Origin of the sequence: Photobacterium makurazakiensis, assembly GCF_050336715.1 — a bacterium.
Taxonomy (GTDB): domain Bacteria; phylum Pseudomonadota; class Gammaproteobacteria; order Enterobacterales; family Vibrionaceae; genus Photobacterium; species Photobacterium makurazakiensis.
The window spans coordinates 1-18,354 of sequence record NZ_JAKJSJ010000013.1 but is presented as its reverse complement, the minus strand read 5'-3'; the positions used below and the strand labels follow the sequence as shown (position 1 = coordinate 18,354).

Here is an 18,354-nt window from a genome sequence, read left to right as displayed (position 1 = left end):
TCTACCGTCTATTTTCGGCAAGCGCGCCAACCAAGTAACCAAAACGTGATACCCATTACAGCCGTAATGACTGGATAGGTTTCAACATGATTACTAAAAAGTATGGCAGAACATACAACCAGAGTTGCACCAATGCCAAAATGGAACCTAGCCTGGCCCTGATAACGCCGACTCTCCATAAAACTATCATAGAGTGTATCGATGCGTTGGTTCAGTGCATTGCCCTGACGCAAACTATCGTATAGTAATTCCGGTAATTCCGGTAACTTTTCCGCCCAGAATGGTGCACGGCTTTTGACGCCTTCAATCACGGCTTGTGGGCCGACTTGACGCGACATCCAATCTTCAAGAAACGGCTTGGCGGTATCCCACAAATCAAGCTGCGGGTATAACTGACGGCCAAGCCCTTCTACATATAACAGCGTTTTCTGCAGTAACACTAACTGTGGCTGCACTTCCATATTGAAGCGGCGCGCAGTATTAAACAGATTTAACAACACATGACCAAACGAAATCTCGGCCAAGGGTTTTTCAAAAATCGGCTCGCACACGGTACGGATAGCAAATTCAAACTCATCGACATTGGTGTCTGGTGGCACCCAGCCAGAATCAACATGCAGCTCGGCGACCTTACGGTAGTCACGATGGAAAAATGCCAGCAAGTTTTCCGCCAGATAGCGCTTATCTTCGCGATTTAAAGTACCGACGATACCGCAATCTAAGGCTATCCATTGTGGTGTTTCAGGATTTTCCCGCGCCACAAAGATATTCCCTGGGTGCATGTCAGCATGGAAAAAACTATCACGGAACACTTGAGTAAAGAAGATGGTCACGGCATTTTCCGATAGCAACTTCAGATCGGTGCCGTTAGCCACCAGCGCATCCACATCGGATACCTGGATACCGTATATACGTTCCATCACCAGTAAACGCTCACTGCTGAGATCGGTATACACCTCAGGTACATACAACATGTCACTGTCTTCGAAATTACGTCGCAGCTGGATACCATTTGCGGCTTCACGCATTAGGTTTAGCTCGTCTAGCAACGTTTTCTCATATTCGCGTACCACTTCGATTGGTCGTAAACGTCGCGCTTCTGGCAGCATACGTGACAGAATTTTCGCCATGCGATACATCAGTTTAATATCAGCCCGGATCACCGGTAAGATATCTGGGCGGATCACCTTGAGAACAATCTCAGCCCCTGTCTCTTTCAGCGTCGCGGTATGCACTTGCGCAATCGAGGCTGACGCTAAGGGTGTTTCATCAAAGTTATCAAACCATGTTTCCAACGGCCCACCCAATGATGCTTCCATGTGTTGCTTTGCCAATTTGCCATCAAACGGGGCAACCTGATCTTGCAGCATGGCAAGTTGATCGGCAATGTGGGGTGGAAATAAGTCTCGACGCGTTGACATCATTTGCCCGAACTTAATCCAGACTGGCCCGAGCTCTTGCAGCGCCAAACGTAGGCGCTCGCCCAGCGGTTTATCTGGGTGCTCGTTTTTCATCCACACTAATGATTTTCGTGCCGCTTTCGGTAACTTTAACCGCGGATCATCAGGTAATAATTCATCAAGGCCATAACGCAGCTGAACTGCGGTGATCTGATAAAGGCGTTTAAATTCAGACAGTGCCATCATGAAGAATAACGCTCCATTATTACATTCATACGAGCTTCACACCTTGCGACATCTGATTTCAAATCATCAACCTGATCGGCGAAATGAGCAATTTCTAACGCTTGTGGTGCAAGCTTCCACTCTTCCGTGATCACTTCAGCCAAGTATTGCTGACGGCGTTCGATACCATGACGCACCACGCTAGCACCGCTCTTCAGTCCGCCCACTAACGTATGTGCCACTATATCACCGGTATATTGCGAAATTTTTTCTTCAACATCAGGTTTCAAGCCATTTAACAGCGCTGAGAATTGCTGGGCAAGCTGAATATCCCCTTCAAGAGATAATTTGTCCGCCTTGATCAGCTGAGTCAAATTAGCCTGTTGGCGCAATTCAGGCAGTACAGACAGATTCAAGGCAAGCTGGCAATCAACCTCACCTTCATACGCACCCAATACATCGATCTGCTGACTAAAAACAAAGTACAGTTGCTTACCAAACTCATTGATGGTGACACCAATAATTTTCCCGCGTAAACGGGCCAGTCGACGCTGGCTGTCTTCATCTTCTTTTAGCAGGGTATTTAGCGATGTTTCTATCGCCCCAGTGACTAATACATCAACAGGCATAACATCCTCAGAACTTAAAGCCACGGTGCAACGCAACGATACCACCGGTTAGGTTGTAGTATTGGGTCTGTTCAAACCCAGCATCCTGCATCATACCTTCTAAGGTATTTTGATCAGGGTGCATACGAATAGATTCTGCTAAATAACGGTAGCTCTCCGCATCATTAGCAATTATTTCACCCATTTTCGGCAATAGATGAAAAGAGTATGCGTCATAGACTTTTGAAAGTGGTTCAAGAATTGGTTTCGAGAACTCAAGCACTAATAAACGCCCACCTGGTTTTAGCACGCGGTACATAGAACGCAGCGCTTTCTCTTTATCGGTGACATTACGCAGGCAGAAGCTGATGGTAATACAATCGAAGAAGTCATCAGGAAATGGGAGTTCTTCGGCATTCGCCTGCACATACCCGACATTACCGACAACACCCATATCACGTAACTTACTGCGGCCAACATTCAGCATCGAGTTATTGATATCAGCGAGGATCACCTGACCATCATCACCCACAATTCGTGAGAATTTTGCGGTTAGATCGCCAGTACCGCCCCCTAAATCCAACACTTTATGGCCGCGGCGAACACCACTGCAATCAATGGTGAAGCGTTTCCAAACGCGATGAACGCCCATCGACATCAGATCATTCATAATGTCGTATTTCGCGGCTACAGAGTGAAATACTTCTGCAACCATCTCTGCCTTCTCTTCCTTGGCTACGGTGCGGTAACCAAAGTGTGTGGTATCTAGTGAGGTGTCCGTCATGCTACATCCGTCATGGTTATCAAACTGTCATAAACTGGTCTAGTGTACTTGATGGTTGAGCTTTGCTCAAAGCACTACGACAAATCATTTTCTTCACTAGCCTGTAACGAAAGTCGGCGACTTATCGCCGGCGAGGATTCAGGCGTATCGTCATCAGCGGCGCCAAGTAATGCTCTCTCCGCAAGTAATGGATTTATATCGCGTTTAACCTCAACCCCCAGCTGCTTAAAACCTTCTGCTTGGCGGATCACATTGCCTCTACCTGTAAGCAACTTATTCATAGCGCCTTGATAGCTTTGATTCGCCTTATCGAGGGATGCCCCCACCGACTCCATATCGGTGACAAACAAGCGGAGTTTGTCATAGAGCTTACTCGCACGTTCAGCGATATGTTTCGCATTTTGATTTTGTCGCTCATTGCGCCATAAATTATTAATGGTACGCAATGCCACCAGCAACGTCGTAGGGCTAACCAGCATGATATTTTGATCCATAGCATCACGGATTAAGCTTGGGTCGGTTTCAATCGCCGCCTGAAAAGCCGGTTCAACCGGAATGAACATCAGCACATAATCCAAGCTTTGCACACCATGCAATTGGTGGTAGTCCTTACGACTTAAGCCCCGAATGTGACCACGGACAGAAGCAACATGTTCACTCAGTGCTAGATCTTGTTCAGCGCTGGTTTCTGCATTGAAGAAACGTTCGTAAGCAACCAGCGACATTTTTGCATCGATCACCACATCCTTACTTTGCGGTAGATGCACCACAACATCGGGCTGGTAGCGTTTGCCATCGTCATTTTCTAAACTGACCTGAGTTTGATATTCATGGCCATCACGAAGTCCTGATTCGCTAAGTACACGCGACAGTACCACTTCACCCCAGTTACCCTGCGCTTTGTTATCACCTTTTAATGCTTGGGTTAGGTTGACCGCTTCACGCGCCATTTGCTCATTTAGCTGTTTGAGGTTATTGATTTCATGCACCAGCGTATGACGCTCGCGTGCTTCTTGGCTGAAGTTGTCATTAACCTGCTTCTTGAAGCCTTCCAACTGTGCCTTCAATGGGCTGAGTAAGGTTTCCATACTGAGACGGTTTTGCTCGTCCACTGTGCGGGTCTTTTGCTCAAATAAACGGTTCGCCAAACTTTCAAACTGCACCCGTAGCCGTTCTTCTGCATTTTCAAGTAAAGCAATTTTCTCATCAGCCGCTTTTTGCTCTTCAAAATGACGGGCTTCTTGCTCACGCAGATCCGCTTCAAGACCGGCATTGGCCATGCGTGCGTTTTCAAGCTGTTCACTAAAATATTGTTTTTCGTTTTTAAGTGCTTCGAAGTGGCGCATTTTTTCTAGCGCGGCAGCCAGACGTGCATGCATTTGGCGCACCTCATTAGTGAGGCGATCGCGCTCAATATCCATCTCATCGAGCTCTTTATTTCGCTCATCAAGCTGGGTCATAAACTGTTGCTCTCGGCTTTCAGCCAGTCGCTTGTCTGATTCAATTTGCTGTTGAAGCAACTGCAGCAGTTGTTGCCAGCGCTGCTTCACTAGCCAGGCAGTAATTGCACTGGCAATGACAGCCACAAACAATGCCGTTATTACTGCCAAACCATATCCTGACAGCCATTCATTAATCATGCTTAATACCTTGAATCTTTGAATATACAAGCGGGGCGAGCCGCAAAAAACAGGTATTTAAGGCTAAAAGGATACTGGATAAATGTCCAGATGTTATCGCTCAAGCCCCCTCATTCCAGAGAACATTACATCCCTCACAGGAATGGGCTAGTCGATATCGATACAATCGACTAGACTGACGCTCTCGTCGATGGTTCTTTCGCCAGTTTGGCACTTTGATTATGGATAAACAATGAACGAACGTTACGCGCTCGGCTACGGGCTTTCTGCAGTATTACTCTGGTCGACTGTTGCGACAGCCTTTAAAATCACCTTAGATTTTTTTACCCCGGTTCAAATGCTGGTTGCGGCAAGTATTGTCTCGGCCATTGCTCTTGCTGGTATTGCTCTTTACCAAGGTAAATTGCACTTGCTCATCCGTACCTTCCTGGCTCGTCCGTGGTACTACGTATTACTCGGCATGATCAACCCATTTGCTTATTATCTGATTTTGTTCAAATCGTATGAGCTATTACCTGCTTCACAAGCCCAACCACTGAACTATAGCTGGGCGATCACCTTGACCTTAATGGCGGCCGTTTTCCTCGGGCAAAAGATCCGAAAACAAGACTGGGCTGCCTGTGCATTAGGTTATGTTGGTGTGATCATCATTGCGACCAAAGGGGATGTTCTCGCCTTACAGTTTGATAGCCCGACAGGTGTCGCATTAGCCTTACTCTCGACCTTACTTTGGGCAATGTATTGGATTTTAAACACTAAAAACCAAGCTGACCCGGTACTTGGTGTACTGCTTGGCTTTTTAGTGTCTCTTCCCTTCTCGATTGGGCTGAGTTTATATCTAGGCGGATGGTCGCAGGTACCTTGGCAGGGTTGGGCTGCGGTTAGCTATGTCGGCTTGTTTGAAATGGGGATCACTTTTGTTTTATGGATTAATGCACTCAAGCTTACTCGCAATACCGCAAGGATCAGCAACCTGATTTTCATCTCACCCTTTATTTCCCTAATGCTATTGGCGACAATTATTGGTGAAGAGATCCACCCGTCAACGTTAGTTGGTTTGGTGCTGATTGTTTGTGGCTTGTTAGTACAGCAATTGAAAGGAAAAAAGGCAAACGCCACCAGCGCCGCCTAGCACATCGAACCCCAGACGTATCAAAATAAAAAAGCCTGCCACTGAGTGGCAGGCAAAAAGAGCCTAAGGGTTGTCGAGACCCTGCGCCTTAAAAGGGTGGCGTCTTATTAGTATATTGAACCTGTTATTTAAGCCGCTTCTGCTGAAACAGGAGCATGCCAGCGTTGACCATATCTAGACCATAAAATTAATAATCCCGGTAATAGCAGCCACATTTGCAGCACCATTAAGTTAGGCGGCGTTAGATCTAGACGCTGAGTCAAGCCAACCATCAGACCCGCACCACTCATTTGGAATAACCCTAATAACGCCGCGGCCGTACCCGCACGATCACCGAACGGTGCCAGCGCCTTGCCTGCCGCAGAGCCCAAGACAAAAGCAAATCCAAAAGATGACATGAAGATTGGCACCATAAATGCCCACGCCTGTGCGATATGACTAAGCAGTAGCATTGCGATACCAGCAATAAGCAAGGTCAGCAATCCAGTATTCAGGGTGTGGCGCGAGCCAAATCGGTCCATATATTTGGGTGCAACCATACAGGCAAAAATATTAAAAGCAGCGTTAACACCAAACCAAAACGTAAACTGGTTCATATCTTGCCCCAGCTCCATCATTAACCATACTGGTGCCGACGTGACATAAGCTAAGATCACCGCCATAGCTAACATACATAATGTGGCGTGAAACAAGAACGTTGGCTCTTTTAATACCGACCAGTAACGCGATAAGCTAATAGTTGAACCTTGTACGTTGGTACTTTGAGGGCGCGTCTCTTTGAAAAAGAGCAGAATGAATGTACCCGCTACAACCGCAAAGCCTGCCATAAAACTAAAGTTAGAACGCCAGCCAAATTGATGCGTCAGCCATGTACCAAGTAACGGTGCTAATGCTGGAATAAAACAAATGGCGCCGTTTAAGTAACTGATCATTCGCCCACTTTTCTCTGGGCCAAAACTATCACGTACCGCAGCAAACGCTGCAACAGACGTTGCACATGCACCGAACCCTTGTAAAAAGCGGGCAACTAGCAATAAGTCTAGCGTCTCAGCGGTATACGCCAATGCCGCACTCAAGGCATAAATGGTGATCCCAGCCAGCGCAATTGGGCGGCGGCCAAAGCGATCAGCAAGTGGTCCAGCTAATAACTGGCCAAGGCCTAGACTAAACATAAACCAAGTAATTGTGTCTTGTACTCGGGTGCTATCAACCGCGAACGTGTCAGCCATTGCTGGCAATGCCGGTAAATAAATATCAATCGCTAAAGGGCTAAACAGAACCAGCGTTACCATTAAGGCAATAAGACGCGATCCAGCTTGAGGGGTGTTCGTGGTGGTCATAAGGTGTTCCTATTCTATCTAGATCGCAAGTCTACGAGTTTCAAGATATGAATTGAAATGGTATATATTCAATCCGTACTTTCCATTTAGGAATATCACTGGTTTCACCACCGTATTTAAAGCTCACAATGCTTATCACTATTTGCAAAGCACCTAATTGCAGCCGAACGATAAAACCGCTAACGTAACCCCAACGAACGGCCATTTAATCCCCCATATCCACGGATATAGCTTTTCTTTCCGGTCGCTCTCTTCTTTCCGTCAGCAAGGACGGTGACATTTAAAAGGAACAATACATGCAAGCTGTTATCTCACAACGTGTTGAGCAGATCCGCCAATGGCTGGTAGCAAATCAGCTCGATGCGCTGCTTATTCCTCATGAAGATGAATACCTCGGCGAATACATTCCAGCCCATAATGAACGCCTTCACTGGGCTACAGGCTTTACCGGCTCTGCTGGCATGGCTGTGATCACGCAAGAGAAAGCCGCGGTCTTTGTAGATGGTCGCTATGTGGTACAAGTACGTAAGCAAGTACCGGGTGATGTCTTTGAATACCGCCACCTGATTGAAGAACCGCCAATTTCGTGGGCGCAAGAGAATCTTGCTACGGGCAGTAAAGTCGCCATTGATACCCGACTACACAGCGGTGCATGGCTAGCACGCACCACTGAACAGCTAAGCGGTGCATTAGAATTAGTCTGCATTGAGCAAAACCCCATTGAACTCCATTGGCATGATCGCCCAGCTGCGACACTATCAAACGCAAAACTAATGGGGCTGGAGTTCGTCGGTGAGCACAGTACAGACAAACGTCAAAAAATTGCTTCAGAACTAAAAAAACAAGGAGCTGACGCAGTCTTATTGACCCAGCTCGATAGCATTGCTTGGTTGCTCAATGTGCGTGGTAGCGATATCCCTAGCCTACCGGTATTACTGTCAACCGCAGTATTGCATGCCGATGAAAGTGTTGATTTCTTCATTGACCCGACTCGTCTACCACAAGACTTTACAGCACATGTGGGCAGTGGCGTTCGAATACAAGAACCAGCAGCACTTGAAGCTAACTTACAGCAACTTGGCGGTAAAACTGTGTTAGTTGACCCAGCCACCAGCAACGCATGGTCTAGCCAAGTATTGGGCGCAGCAGAAGCAAATATCATTGAAGCCGCGGATCCATGTCTGCTGCCAAAAGCCGCTAAAAACCCGACAGAAATTGCAGGTATGAAAGCCTGTCATATTCGTGATGGGGTTGCAGTAAGCAAATTTTTGTCATGGGTTGATGCACAGGTTGCCCAGGGCTACCTGCTAGATGAAGGCACGCTTTCTGATCGGCTATGGCAATTCCGAGCAGAAGATAGCAGCTGTAGTGATGTCAGCTTCGATACTATCTCAGCCGCGGGCGGCAATGCGGCAATGTGCCACTACAACCACCTCAACCAACCAGAGCCAAGCGTGCTTGAGATGGACAATGTCTATTTGGTCGATTCGGGTGGCCAATACCCAGATGGAACAACTGACATCACCCGCACGATTGCTATTGGTCAGCCTAGCGATGAAGTTAAGCAAACCTTTACACTTGTATTGAAAGGCCATATTGCACTGACGTCTGCGCGTTTTCCGAAAGGCACAACTGGCTCACAGCTTGATGCTTTGGCTCGCCAACACCTATGGGCTTACGGCTTTGATTATGACCACGGTACGGGTCATGGGGTTGGTCATTTCTTGAGTGTGCATGAAGGCCCACAACGTATTGCCAAGGTCTACAACCCGACAGCCCTACTACCAGGTATGGTGTTATCTAACGAGCCGGGTTACTACCGAGCTGATGCTTTTGGCATTCGCATTGAGAATCTTGAGCTTGTGGTCGAGGTTGAAACAGCTGGTGATATGACTGTAATGGGTTTTGAATCATTAACGCGTGCACCTATCGATCGCCGTTTAGTCGATTTGTCACTGATGACAGATACAGAGCTAACTTGGCTAAACAACTACCATCAAACGGTGTTTGATGTCGTCAGCCCATCTCTTGACTGTGAAGTACTGGCTTGGCTAGAACAAGCAACCGCACCGCTAGTACGATAGCTCGCCCACAAACGAGTACGACTAAAAAAACGCCCGCAAAACTGCGGGCGTTTTTACATCCAAGGATAGGAATTATTGCGGTTAGCCCGAATATGCGTGGTGCCAATCTTTCCACACCACTTCAAAGCCATTTTGCTTTACTGCCGAGGCAACAGCAGCAGCAGAGCGATCATCACTAATCGAAAACTGTTCTAATTCAGGTTCATCATCGGCATAGCCACCTGGTTGGGTTTTCGATGCCGCTGACATACTGGTGATCCCCAGCGGTAGCACATTATCCCTAAATTGCGATGACTCACGAGTAGACAGTGATAGCTCAACTTCAGGGTTCAGCAATCGATAAGCACAAATTAACTGCACCAATTGACGATCAGACATTACTGACTTGGGCTGTAACCCCCCTTCACACGGGCGCAAACGCGGAAATGATATCGAATAACGAGTTTGCCAGTAAGTACGCTCTAAATAATCAAGGTGACTGGCGGCAAAGAAGCAGTCCGTTCGCCATTCCTCCAAACCAATCAGTGCGCCAATACCAATTTTATCAATTCCTGCTCGAGCAAGACGATCAGGCGTATCTAAACGATATTCAAAATCCATCTTGTTACCGCGAAGGTGATGTTCGGCATAAGTCGGGGCACTGTAGGTTTCCTGATATACCATCACTGCATCTAAACCAAGTGTTTTCAGCTCGGCATATTCGTCTTGATCAAGAGGCTGCACTTCCATTGATAGATAGCTAAACTGCGATTTAATTGCGGGCAGAGCGTCACGGAAATATTCCATGCCGACCTTACGTTCGTGTTCACCGGTAACCAATAAGATATTGTCGAAGTTCATCGCTTTGATAGCTGCGCATTCGCGGTTGATTTCATCAACAGTCAATGTCCGTCGCTTGATCCGGTTTTCCATTGAAAAACCACAATAGGTACACGCATTGGCACACAGGTTTGACAGGTAAAGCGGAACATAAAACGAGATTGTATGACCAAACCGTTTACGCGTTAACGCAGCTGATTGCTGGGCCATCTGCTCGAGATACGACTCGGCCGCAGGCGAGATCAGCGCCTTAAAGTCCTCCAAGTCACGCTTCGGTTTACGCAGGGCCCGCTCAACATCCGCCGGTGTTTTACTGTAGATCGACAGCCGAACATCATCCCAATCAAGCTGTTTCCACACATCTACGAAACTCATCGCGAGATCCTTATGCTGTTTGATCTAAGAAAGCGGTTAATGGGCTCGATGCAATCGCGTGGTTAACGGTACCAGCAAGGCCAGCTTCATAAGCCATACGCCCACTTTCTACCGCCAGTTTAAAAGCTCGTCCCATTGCGATCGGATCGGCCGCTGCAGCAATTGCGGTATTCACCAATACAGCATCTGCCCCCATCTCCATCGCTTCTGCCGCATGAGATGGTGCACCGATACCAGCATCGACAATCACAGGCACGCGCGCTTGGTCGATGATAATTTCTAAGAAGTCACGAGAGGCTAAGCCTTTATTCGAACCAATTGGCGCCCCCAATGGCATTACCGCAGCACAGCCAACTTCTTCCAAACGCTTACACAGTACCGGATCAGCATGGCAATATGGCAATACGATAAACCCTTCGCGTACTAACATTTCTGCAGCCGCTAACGTTTCAATCGGATCTGGCATTAAGTACTTAGGATCTGGATGAATTTCCAATTTCAACCAGTTGGTACCTAGGGCTTCTCGTGCCAATTTAGCCGCAAATACAGCTTCTTTGGCATTTTTGGCTCCGGAAGTATTCGGTAGCAGATTGACCCCAGCTGCAATCAATGGAGCCAAAATGTCATCGTCACGGTTTTCGATATCAACCCGCTTCAATGCCATCGTCACGAGTTCAGAATTCGAGGCAATAATCGATTCTGCCATCGTTGAACTGTTAGCGTACTTTCCCGTACCAGTAAATAATCGTGACGAGAACGTTTTATCTGCAATAGTTAACATTTAGCCTCCAGCAATGGCTTGGAAAAGGGCAATACGATCACCCGAGTTTAATTGTGTCGTTTCCCACTCGGTGCGAGCGACAATGTCATCATTAAGTGCCACGGCCGTTGCTTGTAGCGGCATTTCTAACTGGTTAAGCAAGGCAACCAGCGTTGTGCCTTCTACGACATCGACAGGCTTATCATTGACCAGTAACTGGTTCATTATGGTTGTTGTCATCGTTGCATTACTCTCCTGTGCCACATACCGGACACTTACTATCTCTTACGAGATTAAATTTTTGCCAAGCCATGGTTAAGCCATCAAATTGCTGTAAAGCAGAAAAAGCGACTACGCCTGCACCAGTGATCAATTTAATTGCCTCTAGAGCCTGCATGGTTCCCATCATGCCAACAACAGGGCCGGCAATACCTGAGTTGCTGCAGTTTTGCGGCTCTTGTGGGGCATCTGCCTGCCAGGGAAACAAACAGTGGTAACACGGACCACGTCCCGCTCGAAAATCAAACGCCATTAATTGCCCTTGCCAACGAATCGCGGCCCCAGAAATCAATGGAGTATTGGCTTCAAAACACGCCTTGTTCACAGCATGACGAGTCGGTAAGTTATCCGAGCAATCAAGCACCACATCAGCTAACGAAATTTCCATTGCCAAACGTTGATCAGCCAACCGCGCTTTTACAGGACGAACTCGAATGTAGGGATTCAATGATCGAGCTTGCTCTGCCGCCATATCAGCCTTACTTCTTCCTTGGTGTTCATCGCGATAAATCACTTGTCGCTGAAGGTTAGAACTATCCACCTCATCATCATCAGCAATAACGAGATTACCAACACCAGCGCCAGCAAGGTAAAGAACAGCAGCAGATCCTAAACCACCCGCCCCAACTAATAGAACCTGTGCCTTGTTTAGTTGCTCTTGCCCCTTCTCCCCAATTTCAGGCAACATGATTTGGCGGTTATAACGCAGAAATTCCTGATCAGTTAGCATATCAAGCAACCTTAATGTGATACTGGACGAAGCAGTATTTGATTAAAAGCATCCACCGCAACCTGCGGATCTTCAGCCTGAGTCACGGCACGTACTACCGCCACGCTACTAACACCGGTTTGCCAGACATTTTCTGCCCGAGATAAATCAATACCACCGATAGCCACAGTCGGAAAAGTGTCACCAATTAACTTCTGGTATAGCGCTAAACGGCTCAGTCCTTGTGGCTTAGATGGCATGTCTTTAGTCGTCGTTGGGTAAATATGACCTAAGGCGATATAGCTTGGGGCAAATTCAATGGCTCGAAGGATTTCGTAATAGCCATGGGTGGATAAACCAAGGCGCAAACCAGCTTGCTGGATTGCAGCCAGATCAGCGGTTTCCAAGTCCTCCTGCCCCAAGTGCACCCCATAAGCCTGATGCTCAATGGCGAGTTGCCAATAGTCATTAACAAATACCTGCGCCTGATGTGCATTACCTGCTGCAATAATTCTTTCTACCTGCGCAGGCAATGACGGCTCTGAAGGATCTTTTATCCGTAGCTGAGTGGTTTTCACTCCCAGCTCTAGCACTTTCTCTACCCACTCAGCGGTATCGACAACCGGATACAAGGCCAATTTCTGCGGATCTGTTTTCGCAAATGAGGTAACAGGCACCTCTGTGCTTACCCAACCAAGTGCATCCACCTCGGGGTGGTTAGCCGTTAAAGGACGAGGAAACAACTCACGTCCCATTGGCCAAGCCGCACTAGCATGGCTTCGGGCATATGCTCGCGCTAATGTAACCGCATCTTCTAATGGGTAATCTAATGCTAAAGCAGTTAGCAACATCGCACGTTGCGGCTCACTCGCACCAGCATCGTGGCAGTACACTGCCCGCGCCTCACCATTGTGATGCCAAATATCCACACAGCCACGCTCTGTGGGCAAGCTACAGATGATCAGCTTAGGCTGAGCAGCAACCGCTTGTTGCAGCTCAGACACACTCGGGTAAGGCGTAACCCATTGGTCACGCACTGTATACCCATCACTCGTTAGGCATTGCTCATTAAAAGCAATGCCTAATGGTCGCTGATCAACATGCATGTCTACCACTGCCGACTCACTACTTCCCACACGAACGGGTTCGCCTAACTGATATTGTTCAGCCACCGCCAATAGAGGCTCAATATGCATTAATAGCGGGGTCAGGTGATCGGGTAAACACAAAGTGCTCATTAGTTTTCCTCTTGCATAGGATGGTAGAGTTCACTGCCTCTCGAGCGGAATTCATCCGATTTCTGCTGCATCCCCTCTAGCGGATCGTCCAGTAGCTGAATAGCCAAGTCACCGTCTTGTTCAAGGCCATGAGCATATTCGCGAACTTCCTGTGAGATTTTCATCGAGCAGAATTTAGGGCCACACATAGAACAAAAATGCGCAACTTTTCCAGATTCTTGAGGTAGTGTCTCGTCGTGATAGGCCCTTGCTGTAACAGGGTCTAAAGCTAGGTTAAATTGATCTTCCCAGCGGAATTCAAAGCGCGCTTTTGAAAGCGCATTATCTCGGACTTGGGCGCCGGGGTGGCCTTTCGCCAAATCTGCCGCATGTGCACACAGTTTGTAGGTGATCAGTCCTACTTTTACATCATCTTTATTCGGTAAGCCTAAGTGCTCTTTCGGCGTGACATAGCAGAGCATGGCACAGCCATACCAACCAATCATCGCAGCACCAATACCAGAAGTAATGTGATCATAACCTGGTGCGATATCAGTGGTGAGTGGGCCAAGCGTATAAAAAGGGGCTTCATGGCAGTGCTTTAGTTGCTCTTCCATATTTTCTTTGATCATATGCATAGGCACATGACCAGGACCTTCAATCATCACCTGTACATCGTATTCCCATGCAACCTTCGTTAACTCACCCAGTGTACGAAGCTCACTGAACTGCGCTTCATCGTTGGCATCAGCAACTGAGCCAGGGCGCAAACCGTCCCCTAAAGATAGGGCGATATCGTATTGGGCACATATTTCGCAGATCTCACGAAAATGCTGGTACAAAAAGCTTTCTTGGTGATGCGCCAGACACCACTTCGCCATAATCGAGCCGCCACGGGAGACAATGCCAGTTACCCGTTTAGCCGTCATTGGTACATAACGAAGTAGTACACCGGCATGAATGGTGAAGTAATCAACGCCTTGCTCAGCTTGCTCGAGTAAGGTGTCCCTGAAAACCTCCCAATTGAGGTTTTCAGCAATACCGTTCACTTTCTCGAGCGCTTGGTACATAGGTACTGTACCAATCGGTACCGGACTGTTACGGATGATCCACTCACGGGTCTCGTGAATATTGCGTCCCGTCGATAGATCCATCACCGTGTCGCCACCCCAGCGGGTTGACCACACTAATTTTTCAACCTCTTCTTCAATCGAAGAGCTCACCGATGAGTTACCAATGTTGGCATTTACTTTCACCAGAAAGTTACGCCCGATAATCATGGGTTCTGACTCGGGGTGATTGATGTTCGATGGAATAATGGCACGCCCTTCTGCGACTTCTTGACGTACAAAATCTGGGGTAATATCTCGGGGTAAATTAGCACCAAGGGGCATGCCAGGATGTTGCTGGTTCAGTACTTCGTCACGGTATTTCGCTCGTCCCATATTTTCACGGATCGCGATAAATTCCATTTCAGGAGTAATGACCCCTTTTCGAGCATAATGAAGCTGAGTAACATTGGAGCCAGTAACAGCACGACGTACACGAGAACGCTCACCAAAACGTAATTCATCCAGTGTATCGTCAGCTAGCCGCTCTTTTGAATAAGCGGAGCTAAGATCATCCAATAGCTCAGTATCACCTCGTTCGGCTATCCAGCTTTCACGTAATTTAGGTAAACCACTGTAGATATCTATTTGATGTTCAGGATCAGTATAATAACCAGAGGTGTCATAGACTCGGACTGGTTCATTCGGCTCAAAAGCAGGCTCATCTTTTGTTCCACCGACCAAACTATCGGCTAGCGTAATTTCACGCATAGGCACCCGAATATCATTTCGGCTACCTGTAACATAAACCTTTTGAGAGTTAGGGTACGGTTGGGCAGTTAGTGACTCTATAAATTGTTTAGCTTCCAGTCTCGCTTGTTTGCGATTCGTCATAGCAATTTCCTATCATTCCATAGTAGGGAAGTTGCTTGGCGGATTGGTGCTTAAACAAGAGGCTACATGTAGGAATGTAGCATCATCTGGAACTGCAGCTGCGAATACAGCATTATCAGAAGATTTTCTCTTGTTCCCTTCGCAGGTATTAGCCTGATCAGGTTCTACGGATCCCGCAATGCGGTCTCAGCCAATTGGCACTCCGACAAGTTGAAAGGTCAGTATATGTAATCGATTAATACCCGGCAAGTGAACGAAACATAAAACTGATACTTTGTTAACAAAAATCGCATTTATTTTGACAGCCTTGATGATAAGGCTAAGCACTATTTATATTTTTTTACTAAGCTTTTCAGCAAAGATGAGTGCGTCTCACGGAGTTCACCAAGTTTATGAGTGATCTTAGGAGCCCCGTCTAAATCAAATAGCTTCGGTACCGCAACGCGCTGTGATGAATAGATACCCGTATGGCCGCTGAAGTAATAAGCCGTATAACAAGCAATCGCAAAATACAGCATATGATCAGCTCCAAACAGCTCAACCCCCATGATAGTACATGCAAGCGGTGTATTGGTTGCGGCGGCAAATACCGCGAGAAAGCCTAAAGCGGCGAACAGATCAACTGGTGCCCCCAATACCCACGCTAATGTATTACCTAGCGTAGCCCCCACAAAGAACAATGGTGTGACTTCTCCACCTTTAAAGCCAGCAGCCAGCGTCACTGCAGTGAGTATTAACTTCAGCAACCAGCTATACCACTCAGCCCCACCGTCCTGAAAGGCGCTGAGTATGCTGACACCACCCTCACGGCTTGAATACACACCAAGGCCAATATAATCATAATTGCCAATAAGCTGTACTGATGCAATCACGATGCATCCCCCAACAACAACAATTAGGTATGGATTCTTCAATGTTGCTTTGAATATGTCTTTAAAGGCATGGGTTAACTCACCAAACAAATAACCAGCAAGGCCAAAAGCGACTGCTGCCAATACAATCTTTCCCACCAAAAATAAATCTACTTTCACAGCATGTTCAAAAATAGTAATGGTTTCGAGAAAATCAATTCGGTAGTGAGTATGGTGTACCCCCCAAGCGGTACAAACAACATCAGCCAAAATAGCAGCAAAGAGTGCAGGAATAATTGCGTCATAACGCAAACGGCCAATAGCGAGTACTTCGAGAGCAAAAATGGCCCCTGTGAGCGGTGTTCCGAATACAGCACCAAATCCAGCGGCAACCCCAGCAATCAGCATCAATCGAGTATCAGCTTCATTCAGCTTAAATTTTCGCGCTAACCAATGAGTCGATGCCCCGCCGATCTGAACGGCAGTTCCTTCACGCCCTGCAGAGCCTCCGAATAAATGGGTTATCACAGTGGTGAGCAGTACCAACGGCCCCATACGAGCAGGAATGCCTGCACCTGGTTTATGAATTTCATCCATAATCAGGTTATTACCACCTTCTGAATTTTTCCCAAGGTTGCGGTAGCAATAAACAATGATGATACCAGCCAGCGGTAAGAAATAGATTAACCAAGGGTTATCAATACGAGTGCTTGTCGCTAAGCTAAGGATCCATAGGAAAAAAGCATTGAATGAACCGACAAGAACAGCAACAGGAATGATAAGCAGTGTCCAACGCAAAATTTGGACGAATATTTTAGGGTTTGTACTTAAAGGATGAGCCATACCGTTTTCTATCTTTTACTGAGTTAATTTCAAGGATAGAAGCTATGGCAAATGATGTTTACCCTACCATAGACGGATCTACCCTACTACGATAGGAGTCATCATCTCAGATGAGCGGTTAAAGGTGGAACTCCATCACCCGTTATCAAATGAAATTGATAACAATGACCTGATGCTATAACTAATAAGAAAGAGCGACAAGCCTAATTTCACATTTGTCTATATGAGTTGACCTGAAACAATTTACTAAAGCCCAGATACAGCAAAGCCCCGACCGTAGTCGAGGCTTTTAAATGTGGCAGGGGTGGAGAGATTCGAACTCCCAACACGCGGATTTGGAATCCGCTGCTCTGCCAATTGGAGCTACACCCCTGTAGTTCTGTTACAGCACTTCTTAAATTAACGTTATCTAAGAAGTGATGAGTATTCTATACAGCTAGCAGAGAATTACCAGTCTTAATTAGATCTTTTTTCAAAAACACATACTAACTGGTTAAATAAGAAACAATTCATTCACTTAGCTGCATTTCACCTAAATATTTAAGCTAGCGCCTGCTTCTTTTTCTTCTTATATACCGCATAGATAACCATTGCAGGCCCGCCAACAAGCATTACCATTCCTAAGCATGCAAGCGCTGTCATGACTAACATTTCAATTTCTGACATATTTTATTCCCACTGACTTTAATATGATTTCCCGGCTTTGGTATTAACCAGTCTTTTTTATTTTTCACACAAAAGCGTAACAAAAAAAACAAAAGAAACATACCTTTCCAGATGAACAGCCAGCCTAAAAACATTAACAGACAAACAGCAATTGTGAAACATAGTGAATAAGGTTTAGTTATCCAACCTAAGAATGAAGAAAAGCATAACGCAAAAAGCTTCGTCATTTCTGACAAGGCTTTCGAAGAAGTGGCGGAGCGGCCGGGCTGGTACACAAGCGGGACTCATTCGCCTGCAAGACGAACATATCCGACAGACGTAAAAAAGCCCGAGTCTTTCGACTCGGGCTTAGTATAAGTGGCGGAGCGGACGGGACTCGAACCCGCGACCCCCGGCGTGACAGGCCGGTATTCTAACCAACTGAACTACCGCTCCACACGGTGATAAATACTTACGTATCTATCCGACATCCATCGTTCAATATGAATATCTAAATTGGGCGCCTGGCGATGTCCTACTCTCACATGGGGAAACCCCACACTACCATCGGCGCTATTACGTTTCACTACTGAGTTCGGCATGGGATCAGGTGGGTCCATAATGCTATGGTCGCCAAGCAAATTCTGTTTTATTCACCACCTAATGGCAGTAAATAGCAATCTGGGAAAATCTGACTAGT

The 18,354-nt window shown here is 46.9% G+C and carries 15 protein-coding genes, 2 tRNA genes, 1 rRNA gene and 2 riboswitches; of the genes, 2 read left to right on the top strand and 16 right to left on the bottom strand.

All coding sequences use genetic code 11. The features are described 5' to 3' along the window. Positions 1-8: 8 nt before the first annotated feature. From ubiB to rmuC, 4 genes are all read right to left on the bottom strand, one after another. The gene (gene ubiB, locus L4D09_RS05595; protein ID WP_428456685.1) at positions 9-1,643 is read right to left on the bottom strand and encodes a ubiquinone biosynthesis regulatory protein kinase UbiB; all 1,635 of its coding nucleotides are present in this window, start codon (positions 1,641-1,643) and stop codon (positions 9-11) included. After that, entirely contained in the window at positions 1,643-2,254 is a 612-nt protein-coding gene (locus L4D09_RS05590; RefSeq protein ID WP_428456508.1) for a ubiquinone biosynthesis accessory factor UbiJ, read from the bottom strand. The genes ubiB and L4D09_RS05590 overlap by 1 nt, the downstream gene beginning before the upstream one ends. Before the next feature lie 7 nt (positions 2,255-2,261). Next, positions 2,262-3,017: a bifunctional demethylmenaquinone methyltransferase/2-methoxy-6-polyprenyl-1,4-benzoquinol methylase UbiE gene (gene ubiE, locus L4D09_RS05585; protein ID WP_428456507.1), complete on the bottom strand. Its 756-nt coding sequence runs from the start codon at positions 3,015-3,017 to the stop codon at positions 2,262-2,264. Positions 3,018-3,091: 74 nt separating this feature from the next. Next, positions 3,092-4,657: a DNA recombination protein RmuC gene (gene rmuC / locus L4D09_RS05580; protein ID WP_428456506.1), complete on the bottom strand. Its 1,566-nt coding sequence runs from the start codon at positions 4,655-4,657 to the stop codon at positions 3,092-3,094. Positions 4,658-4,889: 232 nt separating this feature from the next. Here rmuC and L4D09_RS05575 point away from each other — a divergent pair, with 232 nt between their 5' ends. Next, positions 4,890-5,789, top strand: coding sequence for a DMT family transporter (locus L4D09_RS05575; protein WP_428456505.1), 900 nt, complete (start codon positions 4,890-4,892; stop codon positions 5,787-5,789). 128 nt (positions 5,790-5,917) lie between these two features. Here L4D09_RS05575 and L4D09_RS05570 read toward each other — a convergent pair whose 3' ends face one another. Beyond that, positions 5,918-7,129, bottom strand: coding sequence for a multidrug effflux MFS transporter (locus tag L4D09_RS05570; protein ID WP_428456504.1), 1,212 nt, complete (start codon positions 7,127-7,129; stop codon positions 5,918-5,920). 296 nt (positions 7,130-7,425) lie between these two features. On the opposite strand from L4D09_RS05570, the gene L4D09_RS05565 reads away from it, so the two are divergent. Next, positions 7,426-9,213, top strand: coding sequence for an aminopeptidase P family protein (locus L4D09_RS05565; RefSeq protein ID WP_428456503.1), 1,788 nt, complete (start codon positions 7,426-7,428; stop codon positions 9,211-9,213). 81 nt (positions 9,214-9,294) lie between these two features. On the opposite strand, the gene thiH is transcribed toward L4D09_RS05565, so the two are convergent. From thiH to rrf, 11 genes are all read right to left on the bottom strand, one after another. Beyond that, positions 9,295-10,407 (bottom strand): 2-iminoacetate synthase ThiH, encoded by a 1,113-nt coding sequence (gene thiH / locus L4D09_RS05560; RefSeq protein ID WP_428456502.1) that lies wholly within the window; start codon positions 10,405-10,407, stop codon positions 9,295-9,297. A gap of 10 nt (positions 10,408-10,417) precedes the next feature. Then, positions 10,418-11,188, bottom strand: a complete 771-nt coding sequence (locus L4D09_RS05555; protein ID WP_428456501.1) for a thiazole synthase — start codon at positions 11,186-11,188, stop codon at positions 10,418-10,420. Beyond that, on the bottom strand, positions 11,189-11,407 hold the full coding sequence (gene thiS / locus L4D09_RS05550; protein ID WP_428456500.1) for a sulfur carrier protein ThiS: 219 nt from the start codon (positions 11,405-11,407) through the stop codon (positions 11,189-11,191). A 7-nt stretch (positions 11,408-11,414) separates the two neighbouring features. Further along, the gene (locus L4D09_RS05545; RefSeq protein WP_428456499.1) at positions 11,415-12,176 is read right to left on the bottom strand and encodes a HesA/MoeB/ThiF family protein; all 762 of its coding nucleotides are present in this window, start codon (positions 12,174-12,176) and stop codon (positions 11,415-11,417) included. Between the two features lie 11 nt (positions 12,177-12,187). Beyond that, positions 12,188-13,393, bottom strand: a complete 1,206-nt coding sequence (locus L4D09_RS05540; RefSeq protein ID WP_428456498.1) for a thiamine phosphate synthase — start codon at positions 13,391-13,393, stop codon at positions 12,188-12,190. Then, positions 13,393-15,315 (bottom strand): phosphomethylpyrimidine synthase ThiC, encoded by a 1,923-nt coding sequence (gene thiC / locus L4D09_RS05535; protein WP_428456497.1) that lies wholly within the window; start codon positions 15,313-15,315, stop codon positions 13,393-13,395. Before thiC ends, L4D09_RS05540 begins: the two co-directional genes overlap by 1 nt. 117 nt (positions 15,316-15,432) lie before the next feature. Next, positions 15,433-15,530: riboswitch (TPP riboswitch) on the bottom strand. A 111-nt stretch (positions 15,531-15,641) separates the two neighbouring features. After that, the gene (locus L4D09_RS05530) at positions 15,642-17,009 is read right to left on the bottom strand and encodes a voltage-gated chloride channel family protein (protein WP_428456496.1); all 1,368 of its coding nucleotides are present in this window, start codon (positions 17,007-17,009) and stop codon (positions 15,642-15,644) included. Positions 17,010-17,094: 85 nt separating this feature from the next. Next, a riboswitch (Fluoride riboswitch) is annotated at positions 17,095-17,158 on the bottom strand. Between the two features lie 147 nt (positions 17,159-17,305). Then, a tRNA-Trp gene (locus L4D09_RS05525) sits at positions 17,306-17,382 on the bottom strand. Between the two features lie 167 nt (positions 17,383-17,549). Beyond that, positions 17,550-17,675 (bottom strand): hypothetical protein, encoded by a 126-nt coding sequence (locus L4D09_RS05520; protein ID WP_428456495.1) that lies wholly within the window; start codon positions 17,673-17,675, stop codon positions 17,550-17,552. A 358-nt stretch (positions 17,676-18,033) separates the two neighbouring features. Beyond that, a tRNA-Asp gene (locus L4D09_RS05515) sits at positions 18,034-18,110 on the bottom strand. A 66-nt stretch (positions 18,111-18,176) separates the two neighbouring features. Beyond that, positions 18,177-18,292: ribosomal RNA gene (gene rrf / locus L4D09_RS05510) — 5S ribosomal RNA — on the bottom strand. Between the last annotated feature and the right edge of the window lie 62 nt (positions 18,293-18,354).